Genomic DNA, 25,685 nt, shown 5'->3' with positions numbered 1-25,685 from the left:
TCGCTCAGCCCCGCCGGGCGGTCGCCGAGGAGGCCGGTTCGTCGGGCGGGCCCGGCTCGGCGTCGGCGGCGGGCGTGGGACGAGTCGGAGCGGTCGGTGTGCGGCCTCCGGTCACCAGGCGTACGAGGAGGTGCGCGCGCCCCGCGGCCACGGGCCCGAGCACGGCCAGCACGAGGACGTACCCGGCGATGAAGGGGGCGAGCCGATCGTCGAGTCCCGCGCTCGCGGCCATGGCTGCGAGGATCAGCGCGAACTCGCCGCGGGCCAGGAGCGTGGCGGCGATGTTCCCGGCGGGCTCGGGACCGTAGCCGTGGAGACGGGCCACGATCAGTCCCGCCGCCACGTTCATGCAGAGGGTCAGGGTGGCCGCGAGGACGACCGGAGCGAGGACGGCCGCGAAGTCACCCGGGTCGATGGCCAGTCCGAACGCGAAGAAGAAGATCGCGGCGAAGGCGTCCCGCAGCGGGTGCACCAGCCGACGGATCCTGGCGGCCGAGGGGGTCTGGGCGAGGATCAGACCGACCATGAACGCTCCGATGGCGTCCGCGACGCCCAGGAGCTCGGAGACTCCGGCGACGAGTACGGCGGCGCCCAGAAAACTGATGACGAGGAGTTCGTCGTCGCGCACATGGATGAGCCGGCCGATGAGCCGCGTGCCCCAACGGGCTGTGGCGGCCAGGACCAGCAGGAACCCGAACGCCTTCGACACCTGGACCAGTACCTCGGCGACACCGTGCGCGCCACCGATGACGGGCTGGAGAGCGGCGAGGTACAGCGCGAGGAAGACGTCCTCCACCACGATGACGCCGAGGATCAGACGGGTCTCCGGACGCCCGAGACGGCCCAGGTCGATGAGGATCTTGGTGACGATGGCGGAGGAGGATATCCCCAGGACGCCCGCGAGAACGAGCGCCTCCCGGGTGCCCCAGCCCAGTGCGAGGCCGAAGCCGAGTCCGGCGCCGACGTTCAGCAGCAGGTAGCTTCCGCCGGCCAGCGCCAGGCGTCTGCCGCCGGTCTTCAGGTCGTCGAGGTGGAACTCCAGACCCAGGTAGAACAGCAGCAGCACCAGGCCGAGTGCCGACAGCATCTCGAAGTCGTGAGCGTCCTCGACCAGGACGAAGCCCGGGGTGTGCGGGCCGAGCAACATCCCGGCGAGGGTGAACAGGGGGATGGTCGGCAGCCCGATGCGGTTGCCGAGGCGGGCGAGGAAGGCCGCCGCGAGGAAGGCGCCGCCCATGGCCAGCAGTGCGTCAGCGTGTCCCATGCGTCACCTCCCTTCCGGGCAGGCGGAGTCGGGCTCGTTGCACGGCACGGGAGTGGATGGGCGGTTCTCCTTCACGGATGGTGACAGCGGGTGGATGCGCCGACGACCGCGACCGGCCCGCCTCGACGCCGCCCGACGTTCCGGGCGCCTCCTCCACGATCACGCACCGGCGGGGGTCACCACCATCGGGGCCGACACCCATTTGTTCCCGGCGATGCCGCCGCACGCCGGCCCCACGGCAAGCCCTCCAGGCTCAGTGGGCGGCGATCCAGCGCCGGACGGCCTCGTTGACGGTGTCGTCGAGGGCGCTCAGCGCTTCCACGGCGTGCAGGTCTCCTGGCACGGGCGCGACTCCCGCTCGGATGAGTGCCGCGTGCAGGTCCAGGCGGCGCCGGTCGGCCGGGGCCATCGCCAGGGGCAGCCGCCGGCTCGGGGCGGGAGCAGGCCACGGTGCCTCCTCCTCGGCCGCCCGCGCCTGCGGCGGCACACGCCAGTCCTCGTCCCCCCACTGCTCTCCGGAGTCCGCCCCGCTCAGCGTCGTATGCGCGTCGAAACCGCAGCGGTAGGGGTCCAGGATCAGCTCAGGCACCGTCACGGCGGTCGGTGAGTACTGCCACTCCTGCATACAACCTCCAGCATTCGGCGTTCGCTTGGTGTCCAGGAGGCGGCCTGCCCGGTCGACGGTTGCAGGACCGGCGACGAACCACCCGAACGTCCCCAAAGCCATCTCGTCACACCACTGCGCCACCTGGCAGAACCCACTGCGCACGCTGCGCGCCCCGGCACACGGCTGCCGAGCGCCGGCGCACAGGCTCAGGGGCGCCCCGCCGCGTCGGGGCTGCGTGCGTCACGGCGTGCGGTTCCCGTTCCGTGGTGCCAGGGTTCTCGCGGGGACTCGGGGCGGGTGCGGCCGATGAGACCGAGCAGGAAGCCCGCCGGGATGGTGATCAACCCCGGGGTCTGGAGCGGGAACCAGTGGAAGTCGCGGTCGGGGAAGAGCGCGGTGGGCGTGCCCGAGACGGCGGGGGACCCCGCGAGGAGCAGCGCGATCAGCGGCAGGGTCCCGTAGACGGTCCAGCGCGTCCCGGTGGCGGTGTGGCCGGGCAGGAACAGCGCGTACAGCAGGACCGGGGCGAGTACCGAGGCGGCGACGGTGAACGACAGCGAGATCAGCGTCAGTCGGCCGCGGTCCTGGACGATGACGGCCAGCACGACGGCGGCCGCTCCGACCAGGACGATGCCGATCCGCGCCCGGCGGATCTCGCCGCCGGGCGAGCGGCGCGCGGTTCCGTGGACGGGCCGGCCGCCGAAGTCGCGGACGAGGCTGGAGGCGGCCGCCAGGGTGATACCGGCGACGGCCGCGAGCGTGGTCACGAAGACGGCGCAGGCGACGGTGGCGAACACCATGCTGTGCCGCACTCCCCCGGCGACCGGGTCGAGCGCGCCCGTCAGCATCAGCAGCGCGGTCGCGCCCCCGGGGTCGGCGGCCCGCAGCAGGTCCCGGCCGATCAGCGCGCAGGCGCCGAGTCCGGCCACCACCACTGCGGCGCACACCACGGTGACGGGGCCCACGGCCCAGCCGACGGCACGGCGAGCGGTACGGGCGTCGCGCAGCGGGTGCAGCCGCATGGTGAGGTGCGGCAGACAGGCGGCGCCGAGCAGGAGAGTGGTCTCGAAGCTGATCAGGTCGAGGCGCCCGGCGACGGAGTGGCCGAAGTGCAGCCCGGGGTGCGCGTAGTCGGCGCCCGCCTCGGAGCGGTCCTGAGCGGCGTGGAAGAGACCCGCAGGTGACCATCCGAACCGGGCCAGGACGAGCCCGGCGACAAGCAGGACCGCGGTCAGCACGACACCGACCTTGAGGACCTGTACGTAACCGATCCCCCGCATCCCGCCGAACGCGGCGTAGCACACCATCAGCGTCCCGGCGGCGAGGGTGCAGCCGGTGAGCGCGCCGGCGGGGAGACCGAACATGGCCACCATGATGTGACCGGCGGTGGAGAGCTGCACCAGGAGCAGCGGGGTGAGGACGACGAGGGTGGCGACGCCGAGCGCACGGTGTACGGAGAGGTCGCCGAGCCGGTCGGCGAAGAAGTCCCCCAGGGTGAACACACCGCCGCGGCGCAGGGGTTCGGCCAGGATCCGCATGACCAGGTAGAGCGAGACGACGGTGGCGCAGGCGAAGAGCATGCCGTCGGCGCCGTCGAGGGCGACCGAGCCCGTGGTGCTGAGCAGGGTGGCCGCGGAGATGTAGTCGCCTGCGATGGCGAGTCCGCTGCCGACCGGGCCGAAGGCGGCGCTGCCTCCCGCGTAGAAGTGCTCGGGGTCGTCCAGGTCGGCCGCCGCCAGCCCGCACATCAGCAGGGACACCGCGACGAAGACGAGGAAGACCACGACGGCGAGCGAATGTCCGTCGCCGGTGCTCATGCTCGGTCCTCCGGTGCCGTTGCCGGGTACGAAGTCGTGGAAGCGGAGGCGGCGTTCGTCGCGTACAGGCCGTTCGGCGCGCACGGGCTGTTCGGTACGTACGGCCCGTTCGGTACGTCCGGGTCATACGGTTCGTACGGGCCTGGCGGTGGAGGAGATGCGGAGGACATGGCGGTCATGCCATCAGCCGGCCAGGGCCGCGTACAGCGGACGGGGCACGCAGGAGGCGGTGGCACAGCGGGGCCGCGGCGGCGCTGTGCGAGGGCACAGGCTCCCTCGACGTCCCTCCCCGCGTCCGCACGCAGCCTGTTCACGACCGACTTGCGGGCGTGACGGTTCAGTTCATGGCCGTCGTCCCGGCCTGGTCAGAACAGCTCGTCCTGCTCCACGGGGCCGGACCGGCCCCCGGTGCGCCGGACGGGCTGCCGGGCGCGTTGCCGGGCGGGCGGCTCCTTGCCGAAGAGGGGGACGGTGCCGTACTCGTCGGGTTCGGCCGGCACAGGGGTGGGTCCCGTCCCCACGTTCAGACGCAGCGGGACGTCCCGGTCGAAGTCCGCCGGCGTCATCGCCGACCACTCGCAGTCCTGACGTTCACTCATCGATGTTCCTCCGCCCTTGCGTATTCTCCTACCCCTGTCCCTCGGCAGGCACGCCACGGTCATGATCAAGTTACCCGTACGGCCGGACGTCCGGCGAGGTCACCCGGTACGTCGTCCCGCTCTCATCGGCAGCGCCGAGCCGCCGCCCGCACAGCCGCCTCCGGGGCGAGGCGACGGCGGTCCGGTCGGCTCGGCGCTGTGTCATGGCTACCGTGCGCGGCAGTCGGCGAGGAGAGTACGTGCGGCAGAGGGCAGTTGATCGGGTGTCAGCCGCCGATGTCCGACTCCTGGGCGGCGGTGACGACCGTCGTCGCGTCCTCCGGCAGAAGGTACCCGGCGGTCGCGGAGGCCTGCGCGGCCGCCCGCACCTTGCTCACGTACTCCTCGTGCGTCGGGTACAACCGGCTGAGCACCGGTTCCGCTCGGGGCGGGAAAGCCGGGTCGGACGGGTCGGACGCGTCGTGCCGGTCCCACGGATCGGTGTCGCCGTTCCACGGGTCCCGGGCGCCGTAGAGACCGCAGAAGACTCCGCTGCCGCCGGTGTCCCGGGCGCCGGTGAGCGTACGCGTGGGCACCGACACGTCGGGGAGCCGGATGCCGCCGACGGCCAGGCCGGTCGCGGGGTCGCGCAGGTCGGCGTTGAGCTGTGCCCCGCTCGCGGGCCGGGGGCCGCCCTGCGCCCAGCGGGCCAGGTGGTGCAGCGCCGCGTTCATCGCGTAGTGGCCGGGGCCGTCGTTGTACGGGGCCGATCCGGCGGCGCAGTCGGGCTGTGGTGCGGCCGTACCCGCGGACCGGATGACCGTCGGCCGGCCGAGGTCGTAGGCCCACTGGTCGCCGTGGGCGGTGCCGGCCACCTCCCAGCGCGCGAGGCGGGCGGAGTCGGGCTGCCGCGCCGCGGACGCCCCCGGCACATCGGTCTCCGTGAGCACGACGAACGTCGGTACGGACAGGTCGGTACGGATCCGCGACGGGTACGGCATCAGCAGGATGTCGCCCAGGTCGCCGCTGATGGGCGCGGCGAGGGCGCTGTTGCTGTGCACCATGAAGCCGTCGTAGACGCCGGAGACGGGCTGGACGGCGTTGGCGTACGTCGTCATGAGACCGGCCGACTGCGACTCACCGTCGGCGAGCAGGGTCCTGATCGTGAGGCCGCCCAGCGGATCGGGCCCGTCAGGGGTGCGCAGCGCCTGCCCCGCCTGGCTGAAGATGTCGTAGGCGAAGGCGTCACCGGGGTGGACCAGGCTGCCGTACCGGGCCGGATCCCAGCCCTTCAGCCCCTTGATCTCGCCGAGACCGCCGTTGATGCCGACCGACTGAGCCGAGACGCCGACCCAGGCGTATCCCTCGCGCAGCAGCTCGTCCCGCTCGAACCAGTAGTCCGGGGAGAGTTCGAGCTGCCCACTGACGTTGAGCCACTCCACGACGACGGTGCCGTTGAACTTCGCCGCGTCGACGGGCCGACGGACGAGAAGGCGGCTCTTGTACGCGGCGCTGCCGGACGCGCGTACGTGCCAGCGGCCGTCGGAGCCCCACAGCCCCGACTTGGCGTACGAGGTCGCCGTGCCCGCGATGAAGTACTCGCTCTCGGTGTAACCGAACGAGCCGAGGTCCTCCGCCGCCGCCAGGAAGGGGAAGCCGTGGCTGCCGGCCGGCGGGACGCTGACGGTGGGGTTCGCGGCCTCGGCTAGGGAAGGGCCGGCCTGGGCGGGTGACGTGCCGAGGAGCGTGGTGACGAGCACCGCTCCCAGGGCGGTGGCGGTGGCCCACCGCCGGGGTAACCGGAAGGACATGCGCACGGGTTGCCTCCGTGAATTCCGTGTCGAATGGTCAGGTCGACGCACTCTCGTCCCCCCGCGCCCGGCGGCCAACGGCGAATTCACCGGTGTCGCGCAGCGAGGGCCTCTGCCACGGTGGTTCTGGCGCCGGCGGTGTCGCACAGGGTCTCGGAGACCGCTGCGATCGGTGCGGCGGAGGCAGGCTGCTCAGACTGCGCGACCTCTGCCTCGCCGGGTTCCTGACCGGAGGGCCCCCGCCGCTGGGGGCGGAGGGGGCCCTCCGGCAGCTGGGGGCGGAGCGGAAGTGGATGAACAGATGGGGGTTGGCGGTGGCCGGCCAGCGCCGGGGTGCGGTGGTCGAGGTAGGCGGCCAGGCGGTCGCACTCGGAGCTGTGTCTATGCCCGCGCCGTGAAACTTTCCCCCCAAATGGGTAGGAGGAGGCGCGTTGGGCAGCGTCCGGAGCCTTTCCGAAGCCTTCAGCCGTGATAGTAAAGGCGGCTCTGCGGACGCGAAGCACGAGCCCGCCCAACTGGGCCCGAGACCTGCATGAGCATGACCTATATGCGCCCCTGGTGACGTGATGAAAAGACTCCGGCAGGCCGAGCGCTTCCGTGTATCGCGCCGCCGTCGACTGTTCCTCTCGGGGACTCGATCCTCGGTGGCCGTGGTCCTGTCGGTGGCGGTCTGTTACCTGGTGCCGCTGGACCACGGGCTCGACATCGGTACAGCGATCGCGCTGGCCGTAAGTCTCGTGCTTTCCGCCGGTGTGCTCGCCTGGCAGGTCCGGACCGTCACGCGGTCCGACTTTCCCCGGCTGCGCGCCATTGAGACGCTGGCCACTGCCGGGCCGAGCTTCCTGATCATCTTCTCGGCAGCGTATGTGATCCTTTCCCAGAACCAAGCAGACTCCTTCTCGGAGACGTTCGGGCGCACCGATGCCCTGTACTTCACCGTCACCGTGTTCGCCACGGTCGGCTTCGGGGACATCACCCCGGTCACCGGGACGGCACGGGTTCTGACCATGGTGCAGATGCTGGCCGACGTGGTCCTGGTGGGAATGGTCGCTCGGGTCCTTCTCGGCGCTGTCCGGATCGCAGAAGACGCCCGGTCGGCGGGCTCCGGCGAGCCACCGGGCCCGGAAGAATCCGGTTGATCAAGGTCACGCATCGAAGTTGCCCGCATGGTCGACGTTGAAGTGCCTACATGGAAACGGCATGCCAGGCTCGGAACCGCGCCTATCGCTTCAGGTGGCGGGGCGTTTCAGATTCGCTGAAAGCGACCGGTGAGAGCGCCGACAGGGTCCGCGTAACGAGGAGGCAGCGCGCATGCCGGTCGCCAAGGCTGGACCCGAGGCCGCGTCACCCCCAGACCCGGAGACCCTTCTTCGGAGCCGCGAGTACCTGGTGCTCCTGGTGCTGGCCGCGCTGATCGGCGTGCCAGTGTCCGCGGCGGCGTTCGGCTTCCTCGCACTGGTCGGCGAACTCCAGCCGTTGATCTACACGGATCTGCCCAAGTCGCTGGGGTTCGACGGAACGCCGACGTGGTGGCCGCTGCCGCTGCTCGCCGTAGGGGGACTGCTTGCGGGACTGACGATTCAGTACCTGCCGGGACACGGCGGCCATGACCCGACGGCCGGGTTCAAGGCCGCCGGCGCGCCCACCCCCATCGAGTTGCCCGGCATCTTCTTCGCCGCCCTGGCGACGCTCTGCTTCGCGGCCGTCCTCGGGCCCGAGTCTCCTCTCCTGGCGCTCGGCGGCGGACTCGCCGCCGGCGCCGTGCGCATGGTCAAACGGAACCCCCCGGAACAGGTGAGCGCGGTGTTGGGCGCGGCGGGCAGTTTCGCGGCCGTCAGCTCGCTGCTTGGGTCACCCCTGCTGGGGGCGTTCCTCCTGATGGAAGCCTCGGGGTTGGGTGGGCCGATGATGGCGCTGGTGTTGGTGCCCGGCCTGCTGGCCGCGGGCATCGGCGCACTCATCTTCGTCGGACTGGGAAACTGGACCGGGCTGGGCACCTACTCGCTGGCACTGCACGACGTACCCGAGGCCACCCATCCGACAGCGGCGGAATTCGGCTGGGCTCTGGTCATCGGACTGTCAGCCGCAGTCGTGGGCATGGGAATCCGATGGCTCGCCGTCCGGCTCAAGACGCACGTCGAGAGGCGACGGGTGCCGGCCACGGTGCTCATGGGCCTGGTCGTGGCGGGGCTGGCGATCGCCTACGCGGAAGGCACCGGCAAAGAAGCGACTGACGTGTTGTACTCGGGGCAGGGGGCGCTGGACCCACTCCTCACGCACAACGCCGCGTATTCGGTCGGGGCGTTGTTGCTGCTGGTGATGTGCAAGGGCCTGGCCTATTGCGCATCGCTCGGCAGTTTCAGGGGAGGCCCGATCTTTCCCGCGATGTTCGTGGGAGCGGCGGGCGGCATCCTCTGCTCCCACCTGCCAGGGCTGAGCCTGGTCGCGGGGTTCGCGATGGGTATCGGAGCGATGAGCGCCGCGATGCTGAGACTTCCGCTGGTCTCCGTCCTGCTCGCCACACTGCTGATCGGTGCGCAGGGGCTCACCGTCATGCCGCTGGTCATCGTCGCAGTTGTGGTCTCGTACGTCACGACGGCGAAGCTCACACCTCCTCCTGCCCCGGAGGCGGGGCAGGAACCAGGACCCCGTCGGCAGTAGCCCTGGGCTTGCTGCGAGAGCCCAGCCCGTCCGCTCGTTCGGGCGACCGTCCCGGGGGATGCCGGGCACGGGGTCGAAGCCCGACGACGGTCGGGTGGTTCCACAGCGCTAACACCAGCGCGAGGACGCGCAGGACACCGCTGGTGAGCCATCGCCGGTGGGCGTCCACCCAGGTACCCACCTTCCCGGTGTGCACCCCATGAGCGCCGCCCCAGCGCGCCGCGGAGTCGGCCGTACGCTCGGCCGTGCCGCGCACGGCACGCGGCGGGCGGCCTGCACCGGATAGATGGGCGCCGAGCGACACCACGACGCCGAGGACGATCGCGGTGCGCTGACGTGGCTTGCGTTGCGTGCGGTTACGAGTGGAGGACCTTCTCCTTGGCCTGGCGGAACTCCTCGTCGGAGATATCGCCGCGGGCCCGGATCTCCGAGAGCTTGGCAAGTTGGTCCGCCTCGCTGGCCGGGCCGGTGCTACCGACGGTCTCGCGGACGTAGCGGTCCGTCTCCGCCAACTTGGCCCTGGCGTGCTCCTGTTCACGCCTGCCCATGTCCTTGCCCCGGGCGATGAGGTAGACGAACACGCCCAGGAAGGGCAGGACGATGGTGAAGACCAGCCATCCCGTCTTGGCCCATCCGCTCATGGAGTCATCGCGGAATATGTCGACGATGACGCGGAAGAGCAGGAAGATCCAGATGACCCACAGGAAGATCCACATGATCGTCCAGAAAGCCCCGAGGACCGGGAAGTCGTAAGCCAGGTTCACCTTGCTGTCCATTGCTTCTCCTGTCTGGTGCCGTCCGCGTCAAGGGCCGGGCGCGTGGAGGAGGAAGGAGCGCCAGCGCCTGTTGAGCCCCGGGCGGGGCTCGCACCCCGGACGGGCCGGTCGTCACTCCTCTGCTGCGAGGAGTTCCAGCCTGAAGGCGCCGCCGACGGCGCGGGCGGCGGACACGACCCGGGCGCTGCCCACCACGGGGGCGATCGCCACGAGCGTTCTCCGGATCTTCTCCAGCGGCATGCCGGCTTCCGCGGCCGTGCCGATATTGAGCAGGTACGAGGGGCTGAGGCGTCCATGGCCACCGGAGCGGCGATGCGTGCCAGCAGATACGTCTGCTGATCCAGCCCGGACCGCTCGAAGGTGTCGAGCGTCATCTGGACGAGCGTCTCGAACACGGGCGCGTTCGCTTCGGCGAGGGCGGCGACGCCGCCCGCCCCTGTCTGTTCCTCAGCAATCCCCTTTCCGGCGGTGGGCCGACGTACGTCTTCACCACTTCAGGAGACCCCGGCGAGCGCAGCACGGCCTCACCCGGGACGGGTGACTGGCCGGCCGCTCACGTTCAGCAGGCGGGACTTGCCGCACCCCTTCACAGACCGGCGCCCCAAGCTCCTCCAGGTTCGCCAGGTGACAGGGCCACCGACGGCGGGCGGCCCAGCCCGAGCTCCCGCGCCGTCAGATGCTCCGGCCGCCGGTTCAGCCACTGCCGCTCCGTCGTGGTCGGTGACGCTCCCGTCGACGAGTTCTGGCCGGTCTCCCTCTACAACGCCAAGGGCTACGTCGAAGGCAGCAACGAGGGCAGTTGCGTCCTCAACCAGTTCAACGCCCAAAGGGAGCCGGACGACTCGGTCGTTCCCCGGACCTGTCGCCATGCTCAGCGCGCAGGGATCGGCGGGGGCGGTTCTCGTCGGCCTCGTATGCAACCGCCGCGCGTTGGGCCGATCGGGCCGAGCCGGGCGCGTTCGGAGCAGGGTTCCCGCAGGCCTGACCAGCGTCGCCATAGGGTCGGAATTCGCCTCTCTGCGCGAGGCGGGCGTGAGGAGTACGTGCGGATGAACGGCTGGGCCGTCGTGGCCGCCGGGGGCGTGGTCCTCGGCTACGGAGCGCTCTCACGGCGCCTGTCGACCACGGTGCTCTCGGGACCGCTGGTGTTCATGCTCGTCGGTCTGGCCATCGGCCCGCTGGGCCTGGACCTGCTGGACCGGGCGAAGGACCCCGAGGTCACGCGGACGCTGCTGGAAAGCGCGCTGGTTCTCCTGCTGTTCGCAGACGCGGCGAAGATCAGGACCCAGGACCTGCGCCGGGAGGAGTTCTTGCCGCTGCGGCTGCTGGCGGTCGGCCTGCCGGCCACGATGACTCTGGGGTGGCTGGTGGCCTGGCCGCTGCTCCCCGGCCTGGGTGTGTGGGAGCTGGCCCTGGCCGCCGTCATCCTGGCGCCGACCGACGCCGCGCTCGGGCAGCAGGCCTTCTCCAACAAGCAGGTGCCGCCGCTGATCCGCGGCGGCCTGACCGTCGAATCCGGTCTGAACGACGGCCTGGCCCTTCCGTTCTTCGTCCTGGCACTCGCGGCGGCGGGCGAGGGCCACGGCCATCCGGGCGTCGCCGAGACGTTCGTGCGCGCGCTGCTGCTGAGCGGCGCGATCGGAGTCGCGGCCGGCTGGAGCGGGGCTAGCCTGTTGCGCTGGTCACTCGCCCGCGGGTGGAGCAGCTCCGACTGGCGGCAGTTCCTGGTACTCGTCGTCCCGGTCATCGCCTACGTCCTGTGCGCCATGGGCGAGGGCAGCGGTTTCATCGGCGCCTGGGTCGCCGGACTGGCCTTCGGCATCCACCTGCGCCACACCCCCGCCGACCTGGGCATCCCTCCCCCGGACTCGGACCCCGCGCAAAGCACGAGGTTCACCGAACGCCTCGGCCTCCTCCTCGCCTCGCTCAGCTTCCTCGTCTTCGGCGCCGTGATCCTGGGTCCCGCACTCCAGCACCTGACCTGGCGTCCGCTCGTCTACGCGCTTCTCAGCCTCACCGTCATCCGGATGCTGCCCGTCACACTCGCCCTTGCCAACACCGGCCTGCGCCCCGCCTCCATCGCATACATCGGCTGGTTCGGCCCGCGCGGGCTCGCCTCCCTCGTGTTCGGCCTGCTCGCCCTGGAAGAACACCTGCCCGGGGAAACCCTGCTGAGCGAGGTCATCGCCGTGACCGTGGGCCTGAGCATCATCCTCCACGGAGCCTCGGCTCCCGTCCTGGGCGACCGCTACGGCGCATGGTTCACCAGGACACTCCGCACGGAACCGAATCTGCGGGAGAACGCACTCGCGCAGCACGACGGCCCACGCTGATGAGGTCAGCAGCCGTCCGAGGACAGGAACGCCGGCCCGCCGCGAGACCAAACCTCCACCGGGCCCCCGCCACTGGGCCGGAACACCCCGTCCTGCCCATGGCATTGGACTACAAGATCGAAGCGATCTCACACAGGTCAGGTGAACGATGAGCACTACCGGCATCGACTTCGAGGCGGTCTTCCACGCCCTGCCGAGCGCCGTCGCCCTGATGACCCCGGATCTGGTGTTCGCCGAAGCCAACGAGTCCTACCTGTCACTGTCGGGACGCACGCGCGAGCAAGTGGTGGGCCGCTACCTGTTCGACGTCTTCCCCGACAACCCTGGCGACCCCGCCGCGAGCGGCATGCGCAACCTGCACGCCTCCCTGCGCAGGGTCGCCTCCACCGGGGAAAGCGACACCATGGCACTGCAGCGCTACGACGTGGAGGACCCCGACCGGCCGGGGGTGTGGGAGGAGCGGTACTGGAGCCCGGTCAACGTCCCGGTGCCCGGTCCGGACGGCGCCCTGGCGCTGGTGCTGCACCGGGTGGAAGAGGTCACCGAACTCATCCGCGCCCGCGGTACCCGCAGCGGCGGTGACAGTGCCCAGGTCCTGGAAGCAGAGCTCTACAACCGCGCCCGGGAACTCCAGGACCTCAACCAACGCCTGCGCGACGCCCACGCACGCGAACGGGAAATCGCACTCCATCTCCAGCAGGCGATGCTGCCCGCCCCCGGCCCGCTCAGCCACCGCGCAGCAGTGCGCTACCGGCCCGCCACCGGTTCCCTCAACGTCTGCGGTGACTGGTACGACCTGATCGACCTGACCGACCTGCCCCACCGCAACCACACCGCCGTCGCCGTCGGCGATGTCGTCGGCCACGGACTGCACGCCGCCGGCGTCATGGGCCAGCTCCGCAGCGCCCTGTCGGCCGCCTCCCGAGTAGCGGCCGGTCCCGCCCAGGCCCTCGAAGTGCTCGGCCTGTACGCCCGCCACGTCGACGGCGCGGAGTCCGCCACCGCCGTCTCGGTCTTCGTCGACTGGGCCGGCCGCACCCTCACCTACAGCAGCGCTGGCCACCCGCCGCCCCTGCTCTGCCACCCGGACGGCACCGTGACGTTCCTCGACCAGGCGACCGACCCCCCGCTCGGCGCCCGCCCCGAACACGTACCCCGCCCCCAGAGCCAGGCCACCTTCACCGACGGCTCCACACTCGTCCTCTACACCGACGGACTCATCGAGCGCCGCCACGAGGACATCGACACCGGCCTCCAACGGCTCGCCGACTCCCTCACCCGCCACCGCACCGCCGACCCCGACCAGCTCGCCGACGCCCTCCTGACCGACCTGATCCCACCCGCCGGCATCACCGACGACACCGCCCTGGTCATCCTCCGCCTCTGACCACACCACGGCCGACAAGGCCGGACTGGTGCCGTGGACGGGTGCACAGCAGGCGATTGCGCACCCGTTCGTGATCTGCCCAATACCCCGACCACGAAGGCCGGGACCCGACCATCGCAGGTCACCACGTTGCACAGGCATCGCGCAGAGCCAGGACACGAGTACACCGCCGCCCCACCGACTGCGCAGGAGAACCAACCGGGCACGGCCGCCGCCCTCGCAGCCGAAGGGCGATCTGTACGCCGCGATCCGTCAAGATCACGGGTTGGGCATGCCGAAGCGGGCCGTTGCCACAGCCAGGAGTTCGGTGGCAGTGCTGCTGCCGTCGACCGGTACGGGCGTGTTCATCAGCCAGGCTGCGGTGTCGGGCTCCGTCGCGGGAGGAACAATAAGCAGCGTGCGAAACCCGTCACGATACGAGCAGAGCGTGATCTCGTGCTGTTCGTGATCGGCGACGAACCAGCCGGCGGTCACGAAGTGCCCGCCGACGGGGATCTGGTGCGGGATGTCGGGCCACAGCCCGATCCCCAGAATGACCCTGGTGATGCTGCCCACCCCGTCCATCGCTTCCACCAGGGCGGGAAGTTCGTCGGCGAGGTTGCGGGAGTACGGCCACCAGGCTCCGGCGAATCCGCCCCGGACGGCCGGGTACGGCGCCAGCGAAAGCCGGACCGGCAGCCGTGGAGTAGGGCCTACCGTGGTGGGCGCGAAATGATCGGCAGTCGGTTCCATGACGTGAACCTGCCTCCGGGCAGGGTCTGACCGGCCCGGCATTGATGTCCACCGAGAACAGCACCGGCACGGCACCGGAGCAATACTCTCGGTGATGTCAGCCTACTCCCCACGGGCTCGGCCCCGGTCTGGCCCGCACACCACGACCAGGTACGCGGCCACCTTGGACCGGTCGGGAAGAAGCGGACGCTGGAATGTCCCTGGCCAGGGGCCGCGAGCACCGGACCAGGGACACACAGATGCCTGTCTCCCCCAAGAAGGCTCTGCCACCCTGTGCCGTGTCCAGGGCGTCCAACGGGTCGGGTGCTTCAAGAGCGTCCCGCGCTCCTGCGCAGCACCGCTGGGGTTCTCTTCAGGGATACGCCTTCCGCCCTCTCACCGTGAGGGCCGACAGGGCACACCCAGGTACTACCCGGCCTGTTGCCACGGCACCGACGCCAGAGCATCCCAGGGGGCGGCCAGCTCGGATTCCTCCTTCAGCACGGTGGCGGTGATCCGTGGTCAGCCAACTGAGTACGGCCGCCGCCCACCGCCCCAGTCCTGCGTGATCGGCGACCGGGCCGATTGCGCAGCCACCTGACTGCGATGCCTATCGGCTGCGCAGGCCCTCACCCGTGCTCGAGCCGGCAGCCTAACCCCAGCTTCAAACCGGCCGGCCGCGGAGCCTCCATCACCTGCCGCCACGACGTCAAACACGTCTTCACAGCCGCATGACTACAGTCAGTTCCGGGCCGACCGCGACGGCGTGCAGCAGGCTCTGCCGGCAGAGACGACAATGCCGCCTCCAAGCGCCGGCTGCACCCGCGTCGAGATCGTGCCCGTCCAAACAGCTGGTGCGCCTCGGACGCCGAGAGCTCGGCCCTGCTGGGTGTCGGTGCAGCTACTTCTTCTTGATTTTCGTCGCTTTTTCCGCGCTCTGTTCGTCGCCTTGACCTGTGGACGCCTTCTTCTTTCCTTGATCAGACAGCCCGCTCGTGGTCTTCGTCTCGGGGCGCCCTGTGGCGTCGGTTGTGTCCTGCCGAGGGGCGGTGGTGCCTGGTGTCGGCGCCCCGTCGGTGACCGGTAGCTCCTTCGGGTTTCCCGGTGCCGGGCTGACGCTCTGTGCAGGGGCGGAGAAGGTATGGCTGCCGGATGGCTGTGGCGCGGGGGTGTCGTTGCCGTCTTGTGGGGTGCCGGGGGAAGGTGAGGTCACGGCTGGACCGGTGGCGGGGCGGGCCGACTTGTTCTCGGCGCTCCGGTGCGAGGGGCCGTCAGCGACGGCGAGGGTGGCGGCCATGGCCGCGGCCAGTGCGGCAGTTGCCCCGGCCATCAGAACGCGGCTCCGGGGTCGAGCAGGTGTGGAAGCGGCGCGGAAAGCCGCTTGGGAAACGGAGCGCTCCGGGAGGGGCAGCGGTGTCCTGTGGGTACTGGTGCTGTCACCTGTGGGGCGCCGGCCTGCTGTGATGCCCGTGGCAGGGGCTGCGGGCCGGTGGGGGGTCGGGCGCGTGTCGGCGGACAGAGCAGCCAGTGTCAGGACGCATTCGTCTGCCGTGGGGCGTGCCTGCTCGTCCAGTGCGGTCATGTCCCTCAGCAGGGCGGCGAGTTCCGCGGGGAGGTAGTCCGGGAGGCCGGGCTGGCGGTGAAGTCGCGCTATTGCGGCCTCCAAAGGGCCGCCGTCGTACTCGAGCCTGCCGGTGAGGCATTCGAGAAGCACCAGACCCAGGGTGTAGACGTCGGCAGGCCGTCCGACGGGCTGTCCCAGGACCTGTTCGGGCGACAGGTAGGCCGCCGTGCCGATGAGGATGCCGGTGGCGGTGGCGGTGCGTGTGGTGGCATCGAGCAACCGGGATATGCCGAAGTCGGTGAGGTGGGGGTGATCGAATGCGTCGAGGATGACGTTGGACGGCTTGACGTCGCGGTGGACGATCCCCGCGTCGTGCGCGTGGGCCAGGGCGTCGGCGAGGCCGGCACCGAGTGCGGCGGTGGCTTCGGGAGACAGGGGGCCCTCGGCGATGCGCGCCTTGAGGGTGGGGCCTTCGATCAGTTGCATGACCAGGAAGGCGTCACCGTCGTGCCGTCCGGCGTCGTAGGCGGTCACCAGCCGGGGATGCTGCAGGCGGGCCAGGATCATGGCCTCGCTCAGAAAGGCTTCCTCTGTGTCGAAGCCGGTGTTCGGCCGGAATAGTTTGACTGCCACCGGCCGACGCAGCCGCAAGTCAAAACCGCGATGGACGTCCGCGGCACCCCCCGAACCGATGAGCGCGTCCAGACGGTATCGGCCGGCCAGTATCCGGGCGGAGTACCGGGAAGCCAGTGCGAAACCCGACTCGCGGAACCCCATGCTCTCTCCCACTTCCGGCGTACGCCCGCTGACGGCGGGCTCCGCACGCAGGTACCCACAAGGCACCGGACTACCCGCAGCACCTCCCGTACCACGGCCACGCACACCGGCGGACGCCGCTGACCGATCCGGCGTGCGCCTGGCCTGACGCGGTCCTGCGCAGCGCGGGGAAGCTTCGTCGTCGGCGCGGCCTACTGAAGCGACGGACCGGTCGACCTGTGCCGGCGGTACGCGGTGGCTGCCTGTGACCGGCTGTCGTCGCGTGTCCATGATTGCCGGGGCGGGCGATGACGAAGACGATCACAATTCATCGACCCTGGGCGGCCGGTCGACAGCAGCCTTGCCCCCGGCAAAGATCGCACCCTGCACAGTCGCGGCAAGCAACACCTCTTGCCAGGTGCGGTCCTCGTCGGTGGCGTCCGGGGCATCCTCGTCGTGGCCGAGCTTCTTCCACACCTGCTTGAACAGCCCACCGGCGAGGATGCCGCTGAGCGCCTCCGAGCGCCAGGCCGACCGGCTTCCAGGCGACTTTCGATGCCTTCACGGCTACCTCCTGCCCCGTCGGCGCAGCAGCAGCCACGTGGCCACCGCCAGGCTGCCGGCCACGATCAGCGCGGTGCGGTTGCCACGGGCGGCCTGGGCGGCCTGCTGGCCCGGGCACGTCATGCCTGCACCACTGCCGCCAGGTGATCCTGCAACTCCTGCGGCATCGGTGTCCCGGCCGCGGCCGCCGTGACCGCCTCGGCCACCTTTGGCAGTCTGACGTCGGTGTGCTGCGAGACGGCTAGGAGGATGTCCCACCGCATGAACAGCGATCGTCGGGGTAGACGGACGCCTGTTGTGGGAAGGGCCGCCAACGCCTGGGGAGGTCGACGCGGCCCTTCCCCACTCTTCTGATCGTGGCTCTGGCTGCAGAGGCATCAGGCGAGCCGGTCCTCGCTTCGCGCGGCTGACAGGGTGCCGATCCCGGCGATATTCGTGGCACGAATGAATACACGCGCCCTTCCTTCTCAGCCGAATGCCTTGTCCGAGCTCTCTGACGAGGGTGAGGACACGCTGCGCTCATCCCTCCACGCCGGTGGAGGTGTGGGGGGTGCCCACGGGTTTGGACTCCGGGGAACCACGCTGGCGCAGTTAGACGGAGAGGATGGCCATGGACGCGACGGCCGGCAGCTCGGACTGCCAGTTCTGCAGGCTGCGGCTCCAGAAGTCGGCGGACACGACGCACTGCGTCCACCCGAAAGGGGCGTGCGGCTGCCTCAGCTGCTGCTCGTTGCAGGCGGCGACGCCCGCGACGGACTGAGCCAGCCAGGACAGGAGGAACAGCGCGGCCATCACCAGGCCGAGCGACCGGTAGAACACCGCCTGGCGCACTCCGCCCACTGCCGCCCAGCGTGGGGAGTCCGGGCCCGCGTGCTCGCCGACTCGCTGGTCCTCATCCGATTCAGGGCCGGCCTTGTGCATCTCCTTCGACTCCGGTGAGCCGCGTTGCAGCAGCCAGACGGTGGCGAAAATGTAGATGAAGCAGGGCCGCCCAGGACGACGGTCAGGCACAGGGTGAACATGGTGCGCATACGTCAGCCTCCCTTGACCGAGCACTCGTAGGGCTGACCGGGGTGAGGCTTGCGTCCAGCGGCAACGATTTTCCAGCCGTCCGGGAGCTGTGAGAGGAACAACGTGTCCGAAGCCGGCACGGCGCGCCCCTGACGGCCATGGACGTCCACGCCGCGGACCGGGCCCCCGGCGGGGAGTTCCTGTGCGGTGATGGCGTCGACGCATGCCTTCTTCGCTGAATCCTCTACCTCCTTGCGTGTCTGCGGGGCGAGAGCCGCACACAGTTCCGCCCGGTCGCCTTTGCTCAACGCTTCCTCGAAAGCCGTGGCCGCAGTGGAGACTTTCGCGCCGCGCTGCTCGGTGCCGCCGCAGGCGCCCAGGGCCAACAGGAGCGCGCAGAGCGGGATGGTCCAGGCCCTGGTGAGACGTCGGCCTTGTCCGCTCACGCTGGCTCCCCATTCGGCAGATGCACGTCCTCTCTCATCGTGGCGGCCGGCCACCCCCGCCACTGCCGGACGCGCCTTGTCTCCCCGTCCGCTGACACGCGCATGGTCGTTCATCGACCTTGAGAAGACGTCTCACTACGGGCGCGCGGTGACCGTTCCCTCATCCGTTCGGTGGCTGCCTGCTCGCAAACCCCGGCGCCCCCGCATCAGATGGGAATCAACGCGTCCCGGTCCAGGTGAGGAGCGCCGGACGGCGGGTACGCAGGAAGTCAACCGGAGAGCCGGGGCGGCCGAGCGGGCCGCGCCGGCCTGAAAGGAGAGCGTCATGCCGCAGGGTTCCAGCGCGAAGCGTGAGCGTCAGTACGATCACATCAAGGAGAGTGCCGAGAAGCGCGGTGCCTCCAAGGGCCGGGCGAAGGAGCTCGCGGCGCGCACCGTGAACAAGGAAAGGGCCCGCTCCGGCGAGTCGAAGACGGCGAGCAAATCGTCCACCCGGGACGCGAAGTCCGCTCCGCAGCGCGGCGGTGAACGCTCACACCGCGGCGCTCAAGGGCCGACCAGGGACCAGTTGTACGCGGAGGCGAAGAAGCGCGGCATCAACGGCCGTTCGTCAATGAACAAAAAGGAGCTGGCCAGCGCTCTGGGACGCTGACTGAGCCAGGCTGCCCGAAGGTCACCGCGACCACACGCTCCACCTGGGAGAGGCGATGCCCGACTTCGGATACTTTCTTTCGTGCGAGGAGCACAGCCCGGCGGAACTCGTCGATCAGGCCCGGATGGCCGAGCAGGCCGGCTTCGACGCCCTCTGGATCTCGGACCACTACCACCCGTGGAACGACCGTCAGGGCCAGAGTCCGTTCGTGTGGACGGTGATCGGCGCCCTGTCGCAGGCCGTCTCGCTGCCCGTCGAGACGGCGGTGACCTGCCCTCTCGTCCGCACGCATCCGGCCGTGATCGCCCAGGCGGCCGCCACCAGCGCGGCCCAGCTGGGCGGCCGTTTCCGACTGGGGGTCGGCACCGGCGAGGCGCTCAACGAGCACATCCTGGGCACGCCCTGGCCGGAGGCGTCGGTGCGTCTGGAGATGCTGGAGGAGGCGCTCCAGATCATCCGGCAGCTGTTCACCGGCGAGCAGACGAGCCACCACGGCAAGCACTACACGGTGGAGAACGCCCGTCTGTACACCCTGCCCGACGAGCCGGTGCCCATCGACGTTTCCGCCTTCGGCCCGCAGGCCGCCGAGGTCGCGGCACGCATCGGCGACGGCCTGATCACGATGATGCCCGACCCCGCGCTGGTCGAGCGCTTCCGTCGCGGTGGCGGCGCCGCCAAGCCGGTGTACGGCGGCCTGAAGGTGTGTTGGGGCACGGACCGGCAGGAGGCGCTGCGCACGGCGCACCACCTGTGGGCCAACGAGCAACTGCCCGGTGAACTCCCGCAGATTCTGCCCACCCCACGCCATTTCGAGCAGGCGTCCGAATTGGTCACTGAAGACCAGGTGGCGGACTCCGTACCGTGCGGCGACGATCCCGACGCGCACATCGAGGCGCTGTCCGCGTTCGTCGACGCGGGATTCGACACCGTCTACGTCAACCAGATCGGCAAGGACCAGCAGGGCTTCTTCGACTTCTACCGCACGAAGGTCCTGCCGCGGCTGCGCGACTGACCACGCCGGAACCACCCGAACCACCGGAGGCCGCGAGACGGGCGCCGTAGTCGGGCACGGTTCCTGGCAGCTGCCGGCGGGACTCGTCAAGGGTGCGGTGGAGGTCCTCGACCGCCTCACGCAGTTTGCTCCGCCGCACGGCCGTCGGTAGCGCCTGGGGTGACCCGGGTCCGACCGTACAGCTGGACCGCGCGCCGTGTGGCGCAGGAAGTCCGCGTAAGCGTGGGCTCGTACCAGTCGCCGTCGGCCGGACCGTCGGCCACCGCGTTCAGGATCTCCTGCGCCTCACGGGCCGCGTCCTCCAGCGCGGAGCGGGCGTCGCGCAGGTACACCGCGGCCAGATCAGCACGCTGACCATCAACCCGACCACCGCGGGGAAGACCGCCTACCGACTCGTCAGGATCTGCGGGGCGAGATTCTTGATCATGGTGTTGGTCCAGCGCAGTTGGCGCAGGGTGTGCGGGCGGCACTCGGAGACCATGGCGAGCAGTCCTTCGTCCCCGGTGGCCTGGGCGACCTGCGTGAGCATCTCCCAGTTCAGGGAGTTCTCGGTGGCGCTCAGATGCAGGTCGCGTAGGTCACGCAGGAGCAGCAGGCCGGGTTCGGAGCCTTGGGCGGCGGGCTCAGGAGCGTCGGGGGCGACGAGGGTGAGGGCGAGGTCCCGGGCTCGGGCGGCTTCGGCCAGGCGTCGGACGTGTTCGCGGGACCAGTCGGCGAGGTCCGAGGCCACGTGATGCACCTCGTGCTCGGCGCGGTGCCGTCGCGCCACGTGCGTCAGCTGGTCGGCGAGCCGGCTCTCGCCCTGGAGGAGGGTGCCGAGAACGAGGGCGGTGCCGTTCACCGGGCGCCCTCCGTGCGATCGGCCCGGGATGCGGCGAGCGCGGTGGGCCCGCCGGTCGTGGGCGGTACGGCGTCGGCGCGGGCGGGCGCCGAGGCGGTGGTGGTCGGCGCGGGGGCGGGGCGGCCGTCTCCGCGTGCCACGAGGTGCAGTGCGGCCACGGCCGTCTTGAACAGCGGCTGCTTGGAGACGGGGTCCCAGTCGGTGACCGTCGTCTCGTTCGCGGCGCGTCCGGGTGTGTCGCCGTCCGGGCCGTGGCCCGCCTCGGTGTCCCAGTAGCCGTAGTGGAAGGGGACGAACAGCAGCCCCGGACGGATGCCGGTCACCCGTAGTAGTCCGCGCAGGGCGCCACGGGGTGTGGCAACCTCGACCAGGTCGCCTTCCGCGAGTCCGAGCGCGTCGGCGTCGCCGACTGCCACTTCCACCCACACGTCCGGTGCGGCGGCGTTCAGCTGGGGCGCTCGCGCGGTCTTCGTGCGCGTGTGGAAGTGGTAGAGCGTGCGGCCCGTGGTCAGCTGGAACGGGTACCTCTCGTCCGGCTGCTCGTGCGGCGGGAGGTAGTCGGCGGCCTTGATCACGGCCTTGCCGTCCGGGTTGAGAGCGCGGTAGGCGGCCGCGTCGTCCGCCGCGCCGGTCACCAGGTCCTTGCCGTAGCTCTCGCACAGGTCCGGACGGGCCCAGCTGATGCCGTCGGTGTAGAGGCGCTTCGTGCCGTCCGGGGAGTGCGCGGTGCAGGGCCACTGGATTCCGCTGCCCCCGCGCAGCGTGTCGTAGGTGAGGCCGGTGTAGTCGCAGGGCCGGCCGGCGCTGCACGCCTTCCACGCCTCGAAAGCGGACTCCGGGTCGTGCCAGCCGATCAGGGGCCTGCCGTCCTTGTCGCGGAAGTCCATGCGGGCCGCGTAGTCGAGGAAGATGTCCAGGTCCGGCCGGGCCTCGCCGGGCGGCTCCACGGCCTTGTCGCACAGGTGTACCGTGCGGTCGGCGTTGGTCAGTGTCCCGGTCTTCTCCCCCCAGGTCGCGGCGGGCAGGACCACGTCGGCCAGCTGGGCGGTCTCAGTGCGGAACAGGTCCTGCACGACGACGAAGAGCCGGTCCTGCGCCAGGACCGAGCGGATGCGGGACAGCTCGGGCAGGGACACCGCCGGGTTGGTGCCGCTGATCCACAGCATGCGGATCGAGCCCTGCTCCGCGTAGCGGAACATCTGCATCGCGTGGGTGGGCGGGGCGTAGTGCGCGATGGTGCCCGGTTCCACGTTCCACACCCGCGCCAGGTCGGCGACATGGCCGTCGTTCTGCCAGTTACGGAATCCGGGCAGGTCGCCGTCGGCCCCGCACTCACGCGTGTTCTGGGCGGAGGGCTGCCCGTTCATCTGGAGCACCCCGGCCCCCGGTCGCCCGAGCATCCCGCGGATGAGGTGCAGGTTGTTGACCTGTACGGCCGCGGCGGTCGCCTGGTGGGACTGGTAGACGCCCTGGAGGACCGTGGACAGCAGCCGGTCGGCGGTGCCGAGGAGCTCCGCCGCCGCTCCGATCGAGGCGGCCGCTACGTCGCAGATCCGCGCTGCCCACCGCGGGCTGCACTCCTTCACCCGGGCCGCCAATTCGTCGAAACCGACCGTGTGCGCCGCGAGGTAGTCGCGGTCGATGCTGCCGGTGCGGATGATCTCGTGCAGGATTGCGTTGAGCAGGGCCACGTTGGTGCCGGCCCGTGGCGCCAGGTGTACGGCCGCCTTGCGGGCCACCTGGGTGGGGCGCGGGTCGACGCAGATCAGGCGGGGCGGGTCGGCGCCGGCCAGCCGATCGAGGACGCGCATCCACTGCACGGGCTGCGTCTCGGCGAGGTTGTGCCCGAACAACGCGATCACGTCCGCGTGGTCGATGTCGTCGTAGCTGCCCGGCTGCCCGTCGCAGCCGAAGGATTCCTTGAGCGCCTCCGCGGCGGTGGCCGTGCACAGGCGGGTGTTGCCGTCCAGATGATTTGTGCCGATCCCGGCCCGAGCCAGCACCGCGAGCGTGTAGTACTCCTCGAGGTACAGCTGCCCGCTGGTGTAGAACCCGATCGACCCCGGGCCGTGATCCGCCAGCAGGCCCTGCGAACGGTCGACGATCCGCCCCATCGCCGTGTCCCAGTCGCATTCCACCAGGCGTCCGTTCTCGCGGACCAGGGGCCGGGTGAGCCGGTCGCGTGAGGCGTTCGCCTGCCAGCCGAAGAGATCCTTCGGCCCCAGCCGGCCACGGTTCACGCGGTCGACCGCCCGGCCGCGTACGCCGGCCATGCGTCCGTCCGCGACCGCGATGTCCATGGCGTCCCCGTCGGAGTGCAGGACCGACGCGGCCTGCACCCAGCGCACCCGGTCCGGGTCGACGCCCGGCTCAAGGTACGTGTCCACACGCGTGGGCCACCGCTCGTGGCGGCCGTACGGGGTACGGCCGCCCCACGGCTGCGCGATCCGGTCCACCGAAGCATCCATGTCCGCCTCCCGCGCACACCACACCGATTGACGCCCTGTCCCCGGTACCCCCGGTCCCGCTCGCGTAACGATCACGGGTACTGACTGCCTTCAGTCGCCCTGGCGATGTCGTGGGGGCGGGCCGTCTGCGGGTACTCGGGCCGTGAAACACGCGGCCCGGTGTCATCGGTTCCTGGCCGAACTGTCGGGTACCGAGGAAGCCGGCCCGGCTGTCAACTGGGGGCTGACGGAGAGAGCGCGGGCAGCTGGAACAGCCGTGCCGCCATCGCGGCGATGCGGTCGAATGCCTCGTCCGGCCGGGTGTCGAGGATGTCGTAGCGGCGTACCGCCTCCATCCAGGCTGCCTCGTCTGCCGCGCTGGGCCCTGCTCGGGTTCCCCACCGGCCCGTGTGTCCTGCTCACGCTAGGACTGCCCCGCTCCTCGTCGGGCCAGCCGGTGCTCGGCGCCATGCGCCGTCCACCGCAGGCGGCCGCCCGGACAGGGTGGCCGCCCACTTCTCCGGTTACAGGCTGGGGTAGAAGCGCACCGTCGTGCCGTCGTCGCCGGTGTGCATGCGCACCGGATCCGCGCGGCCGCGCCGGTCGCCTGTTGATCCACATCCATCGCGGGTAGGCGGTTCGGCATGGCTGAAGTGGTTGAGGCTGGACTGTGGGGGTTGGTGGCGGGTTCGGCGCTGCTGCTCGGTGCCGGGCTGGGGTTCGGGCTGCGGGTGCCGCAGAAGGTGATCGCGACGGTGATGGCCTTCGGGGCCGGGGTGCTGATCTCGGCGGTGTCCTTCGAACTGGTCGGTGAGGCCTACGAGGAGGCGGGGCTTGCTCCCGCGGTCGTCGGCACGCTCATCGGCGCCTTGGCCTACACCGGGGGCAATGTGTGGCTGGCTCGCCGGGGTGCCCGCCACCGCAAGCGCTCCGGTCACGCCCGAGCGGAGGCACAGCCCTCGGAGGCCGAGCAGGGCGGGTCCGGGGCAGCGCTCGCGCTCGGCGCCCTGCTCGACGGGGTGCCGGAGTCCGCGGTGATCGGCGTCAGCCTGCTGGACGGCGGCGCGGTCAGTCTGGTGACGGTGGCTGCGGTGTTCATCAGCAACGTCCCTGAAGGGCTGTCCAGTTCGGCGGGGATGAAGAAGGCCGGCCGCACTAAGGGATACGTCTTCGGTGTGTGGGCGGCGATCGCGGCGGCCAGCACGGTGTCGGCCGTCCTGGGTTACACGGTGGTCGGTTCCTTCTCCCCCGCCGTGATCGCCGCAGTGACCGCGGTGGCGGCCGGGGCCATCCTCGCCATGGTCGCCGACACGATGATCCCCGAAGCGTTCGACGACGCCCACCTGGCCATCGGACTGATCACCGTCAGCGGCTTCCTCGTCTCCTTCGCCCTCTCCCACGCCTGACCGCTGGGTTGGGAGCGGGTGGACCGTGCAGTGGCATGGAGCGGGAGCCCGGTGCTGTTTGCCATTGCCGATTGCCGTGAAGGTGCCCACAGGGACGCATCTGTCGCTGCTGGTGTGGCACTTGCTGTGCCATTGTGTTGTGTCCAGGCTTATGTTGTGTCCAGGTCAGCGTGCACCAGATCGTGGTCCGAGTACGAGGTCGGGTGCACACCCTGCTTGAGCGGGACGATGCCTCGCAGGAAGATGTAGTCGAACTTGCTCTGCCAGTCGGTGGTCGTCGTGCAGTCGCCGGTCGGCGAGGGACGGCACTGGGCGTCCGCATCCGTGGCCAGTTCCCAGATCGCGGCGAGTTCGGGGGCGTCCGGCACGGCGTTGAAGTCGCCGAGAACGATCGCGCGCTTGTGCCGGGCGACTTCGGCGGCGAGCACGCCGGTCTGGTCTGCTCGGACCGCCTCTTGGCGTCGTTCGGCAAGGTGTGTGTTGAAGACCCGCAAACGCCGGCCGCCCACAGTGGTGGTGACGGCCATGTACCCACGGTCCTCGGATCCGCCGTCGGGATATTCCACGTTGACGAGGTCTGTCATCGGTGCCGCCGAGAGAACCGCCTGGCCGTAGGCCCCCGGATTCCACGGCACTCCCCCGCAACGCCCCCAATTGCGAAGAACCGTCCCGTACTCGACGTGGTAGACCAGCCCGTGGCGTCTCTCCAGTTCGTCCCGGATCCCCTCGACGTCACGCACGCACGCCTCTTGCAGGCCGATGACCTGGGGTGCGTACGTGGCGATCTCCGCCGCCCGGTCGGCGTTGCTCTTCTCGCAGGGGTTGCAGATGTTCCACGTCATGACCCGGTTCGGTACGACATCCCTGACGGCTTCGACGGGCAGTGACCCGGCGGAGGGGGCACCACCCCGCGCGCTGTGACCTACGAGCGCCAGGCAGGCCACGATCAAGGCACCTGTCAGCAGACGCATTCCCCTACCGGGCACCATCGCCTCCTCACACTGGAAGTCCATGGCATCGGACGTCCCCACGTACGAGGTT

Annotated in this window: 23 protein-coding genes and 2 pseudogenes; 7 read left to right on the top strand and 18 right to left on the bottom strand. The window is 70.4% G+C overall.

What is annotated here, in order from left to right:
- Positions 1–4 precede the first annotated feature (4 nt).
- The 5 genes from OHU34_RS39845 to OHU34_RS39825 all read right to left on the bottom strand — a co-directional run bounded on the left by OHU34_RS39845 (position 5) and on the right by OHU34_RS39825 (position 6,077).
- Positions 5–1,264: a cation:proton antiporter gene (locus tag OHU34_RS39845; protein WP_405771131.1), complete on the bottom strand. Its 1,260-nt coding sequence runs from the start codon at positions 1,262–1,264 to the stop codon at positions 5–7.
- Positions 1,265–1,517: 253 nt separating this feature from the next.
- The gene (locus tag OHU34_RS39840; protein WP_405771129.1) at positions 1,518–1,889 is read right to left on the bottom strand and encodes a hypothetical protein; all 372 of its coding nucleotides are present in this window, start codon (positions 1,887–1,889) and stop codon (positions 1,518–1,520) included.
- Between the two features lie 188 nt (positions 1,890–2,077).
- Positions 2,078–3,688 carry a cation acetate symporter gene (locus OHU34_RS39835; RefSeq protein ID WP_405771126.1) on the bottom strand — a complete coding sequence of 537 codons (1,611 nt, stop codon included), beginning with the start codon at positions 3,686–3,688 and terminating at the stop codon, positions 2,078–2,080.
- A gap of 365 nt (positions 3,689–4,053) precedes the next feature.
- A complete protein-coding gene (locus OHU34_RS39830; protein WP_142268604.1) occupies positions 4,054–4,287 on the bottom strand; it encodes a hypothetical protein in 234 nt (77 codons plus the stop codon).
- 266 nt (positions 4,288–4,553) lie between these two features.
- Positions 4,554–6,077 (bottom strand): alpha/beta hydrolase domain-containing protein, encoded by a 1,524-nt coding sequence (locus OHU34_RS39825; RefSeq protein WP_405771123.1) that lies wholly within the window; start codon positions 6,075–6,077, stop codon positions 4,554–4,556.
- Positions 6,078–6,721: 644 nt separating this feature from the next.
- Between OHU34_RS39825 and OHU34_RS39820 the strand changes: the two genes are divergently transcribed.
- Positions 6,722–7,216, top strand: coding sequence for a potassium channel family protein (locus OHU34_RS39820; protein ID WP_405771120.1), 495 nt, complete (start codon positions 6,722–6,724; stop codon positions 7,214–7,216).
- A gap of 172 nt (positions 7,217–7,388) precedes the next feature.
- Positions 7,389–8,738, top strand: a complete 1,350-nt coding sequence (locus tag OHU34_RS39815) for a chloride channel protein (RefSeq protein ID WP_142268607.1) — start codon at positions 7,389–7,391, stop codon at positions 8,736–8,738.
- A 356-nt stretch (positions 8,739–9,094) separates the two neighbouring features.
- On the opposite strand, the gene OHU34_RS39810 is transcribed toward OHU34_RS39815, so the two are convergent.
- On the bottom strand, positions 9,095–9,514 hold the full coding sequence (locus OHU34_RS39810; RefSeq protein WP_142268608.1) for an SHOCT domain-containing protein: 420 nt from the start codon (positions 9,512–9,514) through the stop codon (positions 9,095–9,097).
- A gap of 111 nt (positions 9,515–9,625) precedes the next feature.
- Positions 9,626–9,754, bottom strand: coding sequence for a hypothetical protein (locus OHU34_RS39805; RefSeq protein ID WP_268267453.1), 129 nt, complete (start codon positions 9,752–9,754; stop codon positions 9,626–9,628).
- Between the two features lie 809 nt (positions 9,755–10,563).
- On the opposite strand from OHU34_RS39805, the gene OHU34_RS39800 reads away from it, so the two are divergent.
- Positions 10,564–11,847, top strand: a complete 1,284-nt coding sequence (locus OHU34_RS39800; RefSeq protein ID WP_405771115.1) for a cation:proton antiporter — start codon at positions 10,564–10,566, stop codon at positions 11,845–11,847.
- 148 nt (positions 11,848–11,995) lie between these two features.
- On the top strand, positions 11,996–13,234 hold the full coding sequence (locus tag OHU34_RS39795; protein WP_405771112.1) for a PP2C family protein-serine/threonine phosphatase: 1,239 nt from the start codon (positions 11,996–11,998) through the stop codon (positions 13,232–13,234).
- A gap of 258 nt (positions 13,235–13,492) precedes the next feature.
- On the opposite strand, the gene OHU34_RS39790 is transcribed toward OHU34_RS39795, so the two are convergent.
- From OHU34_RS39790 to OHU34_RS39765, 6 genes and pseudogenes are all read right to left on the bottom strand, one after another.
- Positions 13,493–13,966 carry a DUF5994 family protein gene (locus OHU34_RS39790; RefSeq protein ID WP_230193651.1) on the bottom strand — a complete coding sequence of 158 codons (474 nt, stop codon included), beginning with the start codon at positions 13,964–13,966 and terminating at the stop codon, positions 13,493–13,495.
- Between the two features lie 880 nt (positions 13,967–14,846).
- Positions 14,847–16,286: a protein kinase domain-containing protein gene (locus OHU34_RS39785; protein ID WP_405771108.1), complete on the bottom strand. Its 1,440-nt coding sequence runs from the start codon at positions 16,284–16,286 to the stop codon at positions 14,847–14,849.
- A gap of 300 nt (positions 16,287–16,586) precedes the next feature.
- Positions 16,587–16,830: pseudogene (locus OHU34_RS39780) on the bottom strand (DUF4235 domain-containing protein).
- Between the two features lie 118 nt (positions 16,831–16,948).
- On the bottom strand, positions 16,949–17,092 hold the full coding sequence (locus tag OHU34_RS39775; protein ID WP_230193653.1) for a hypothetical protein: 144 nt from the start codon (positions 17,090–17,092) through the stop codon (positions 16,949–16,951).
- 256 nt (positions 17,093–17,348) lie between these two features.
- A pseudogene (locus OHU34_RS39770) lies at positions 17,349–17,810 on the bottom strand (DUF6766 family protein); the annotation flags it as partial.
- 53 nt (positions 17,811–17,863) lie between these two features.
- Positions 17,864–18,286 carry a hypothetical protein gene (locus OHU34_RS39765; RefSeq protein WP_405771098.1) on the bottom strand — a complete coding sequence of 141 codons (423 nt, stop codon included), beginning with the start codon at positions 18,284–18,286 and terminating at the stop codon, positions 17,864–17,866.
- Positions 18,287–18,611: 325 nt separating this feature from the next.
- Here OHU34_RS39765 and OHU34_RS39760 point away from each other — a divergent pair, with 325 nt between their 5' ends.
- Both OHU34_RS39760 and OHU34_RS39755 read left to right on the top strand, forming a co-directional pair.
- On the top strand, positions 18,612–18,938 hold the full coding sequence (locus OHU34_RS39760) for a plasmid stabilization protein (protein WP_142268611.1): 327 nt from the start codon (positions 18,612–18,614) through the stop codon (positions 18,936–18,938).
- Between the two features lie 55 nt (positions 18,939–18,993).
- Entirely contained in the window at positions 18,994–19,950 is a 957-nt protein-coding gene (locus tag OHU34_RS39755) for an LLM class F420-dependent oxidoreductase (protein ID WP_142268612.1), read from the top strand.
- Between the two features lie 116 nt (positions 19,951–20,066).
- On the opposite strand, the gene OHU34_RS39750 is transcribed toward OHU34_RS39755, so the two are convergent.
- The 4 genes from OHU34_RS39750 to OHU34_RS39735 form a co-directional block, all read right to left on the bottom strand.
- Positions 20,067–20,282: a hypothetical protein gene (locus tag OHU34_RS39750; protein ID WP_405771095.1), complete on the bottom strand. Its 216-nt coding sequence runs from the start codon at positions 20,280–20,282 to the stop codon at positions 20,067–20,069.
- A 53-nt stretch (positions 20,283–20,335) separates the two neighbouring features.
- On the bottom strand, positions 20,336–20,791 hold the full coding sequence (locus OHU34_RS39745) for a hypothetical protein (RefSeq protein ID WP_405771093.1): 456 nt from the start codon (positions 20,789–20,791) through the stop codon (positions 20,336–20,338).
- Entirely contained in the window at positions 20,788–23,259 is a 2,472-nt protein-coding gene (locus OHU34_RS39740) for a molybdopterin oxidoreductase family protein (RefSeq protein WP_405771091.1), read from the bottom strand. Before OHU34_RS39740 ends, OHU34_RS39745 begins: the two co-directional genes overlap by 4 nt.
- A gap of 212 nt (positions 23,260–23,471) precedes the next feature.
- Positions 23,472–23,594, bottom strand: a complete 123-nt coding sequence (locus OHU34_RS39735; RefSeq protein ID WP_268267455.1) for a hypothetical protein — start codon at positions 23,592–23,594, stop codon at positions 23,472–23,474.
- Positions 23,595–23,882: 288 nt separating this feature from the next.
- On the opposite strand from OHU34_RS39735, the gene OHU34_RS39730 reads away from it, so the two are divergent.
- On the top strand, positions 23,883–24,644 hold the full coding sequence (locus OHU34_RS39730; protein WP_142268615.1) for a ZIP family metal transporter: 762 nt from the start codon (positions 23,883–23,885) through the stop codon (positions 24,642–24,644).
- 149 nt (positions 24,645–24,793) lie between these two features.
- Here the strand turns inward: OHU34_RS39730 and OHU34_RS39725 are convergent, their stop codons facing one another.
- The gene (locus OHU34_RS39725; RefSeq protein WP_142269884.1) at positions 24,794–25,633 is read right to left on the bottom strand and encodes an endonuclease/exonuclease/phosphatase family protein; all 840 of its coding nucleotides are present in this window, start codon (positions 25,631–25,633) and stop codon (positions 24,794–24,796) included.
- Positions 25,634–25,685 lie beyond the last annotated feature (52 nt).

Origin of the sequence: Streptomyces sp. NBC_00080 (genome assembly GCF_045041255.1) — a bacterium.
GTDB lineage: Bacteria > Actinomycetota > Actinomycetes > Streptomycetales > Streptomycetaceae > Streptomyces > Streptomyces coriariae.
Note: the sequence above shows the minus strand (reverse complement) of the source record. Positions and strands in the feature narration are given on the sequence as shown.

Excerpts from the sequence above, each read along its gene's own strand:
- OHU34_RS39785 (WP_405771108.1), bottom strand. The coding sequence starts at position 16,286 with ATGGGGTTCCGCGAGTCGGGTTTCGCACTGGCTTCCCGGTACTCCGCC.
- OHU34_RS39825 (WP_405771123.1), bottom strand. The coding sequence starts at position 6,077 with ATGTCCTTCCGGTTACCCCGGCGGTGGGCCACCGCCACCGCCCTGGGA.
- OHU34_RS39830 (WP_142268604.1), bottom strand. The coding sequence starts at position 4,287 with ATGAGTGAACGTCAGGACTGCGAGTGGTCGGCGATGACGCCGGCGGAC.
- OHU34_RS39800 (WP_405771115.1), top strand. The coding sequence starts at position 10,564 with ATGAACGGCTGGGCCGTCGTGGCCGCCGGGGGCGTGGTCCTCGGCTAC.
- OHU34_RS39810 (WP_142268608.1), bottom strand. The coding sequence starts at position 9,514 with ATGGACAGCAAGGTGAACCTGGCTTACGACTTCCCGGTCCTCGGGGCT.
- OHU34_RS39775 (WP_230193653.1), bottom strand. The coding sequence starts at position 17,092 with ATGCGGTGGGACATCCTCCTAGCCGTCTCGCAGCACACCGACGTCAGA.
- OHU34_RS39840 (WP_405771129.1), bottom strand. The coding sequence starts at position 1,889 with ATGCAGGAGTGGCAGTACTCACCGACCGCCGTGACGGTGCCTGAGCTG.
- OHU34_RS39755 (WP_142268612.1), top strand. The coding sequence starts at position 18,994 with ATGCCCGACTTCGGATACTTTCTTTCGTGCGAGGAGCACAGCCCGGCG.
- OHU34_RS39730 (WP_142268615.1), top strand. The coding sequence starts at position 23,883 with ATGGCTGAAGTGGTTGAGGCTGGACTGTGGGGGTTGGTGGCGGGTTCG.
- OHU34_RS39805 (WP_268267453.1), bottom strand. The coding sequence starts at position 9,754 with ATGCCGCTGGAGAAGATCCGGAGAACGCTCGTGGCGATCGCCCCCGTG.
- OHU34_RS39760 (WP_142268611.1), top strand. The coding sequence starts at position 18,612 with ATGCCGCAGGGTTCCAGCGCGAAGCGTGAGCGTCAGTACGATCACATC.
- OHU34_RS39740 (WP_405771091.1), bottom strand. The coding sequence starts at position 23,259 with ATGGATGCTTCGGTGGACCGGATCGCGCAGCCGTGGGGCGGCCGTACC.
- OHU34_RS39835 (WP_405771126.1), bottom strand. The coding sequence starts at position 3,688 with ATGAGCACCGGCGACGGACATTCGCTCGCCGTCGTGGTCTTCCTCGTC.
- OHU34_RS39790 (WP_230193651.1), bottom strand. The coding sequence starts at position 13,966 with ATGGAACCGACTGCCGATCATTTCGCGCCCACCACGGTAGGCCCTACT.
- OHU34_RS39725 (WP_142269884.1), bottom strand. The coding sequence starts at position 25,633 with ATGGTGCCCGGTAGGGGAATGCGTCTGCTGACAGGTGCCTTGATCGTG.
- OHU34_RS39735 (WP_268267455.1), bottom strand. The coding sequence starts at position 23,594 with ATGGAGGCGGTACGCCGCTACGACATCCTCGACACCCGGCCGGACGAG.
- OHU34_RS39845 (WP_405771131.1), bottom strand. The coding sequence starts at position 1,264 with ATGGGACACGCTGACGCACTGCTGGCCATGGGCGGCGCCTTCCTCGCG.
- OHU34_RS39815 (WP_142268607.1), top strand. The coding sequence starts at position 7,389 with ATGCCGGTCGCCAAGGCTGGACCCGAGGCCGCGTCACCCCCAGACCCG.
- OHU34_RS39795 (WP_405771112.1), top strand. The coding sequence starts at position 11,996 with ATGAGCACTACCGGCATCGACTTCGAGGCGGTCTTCCACGCCCTGCCG.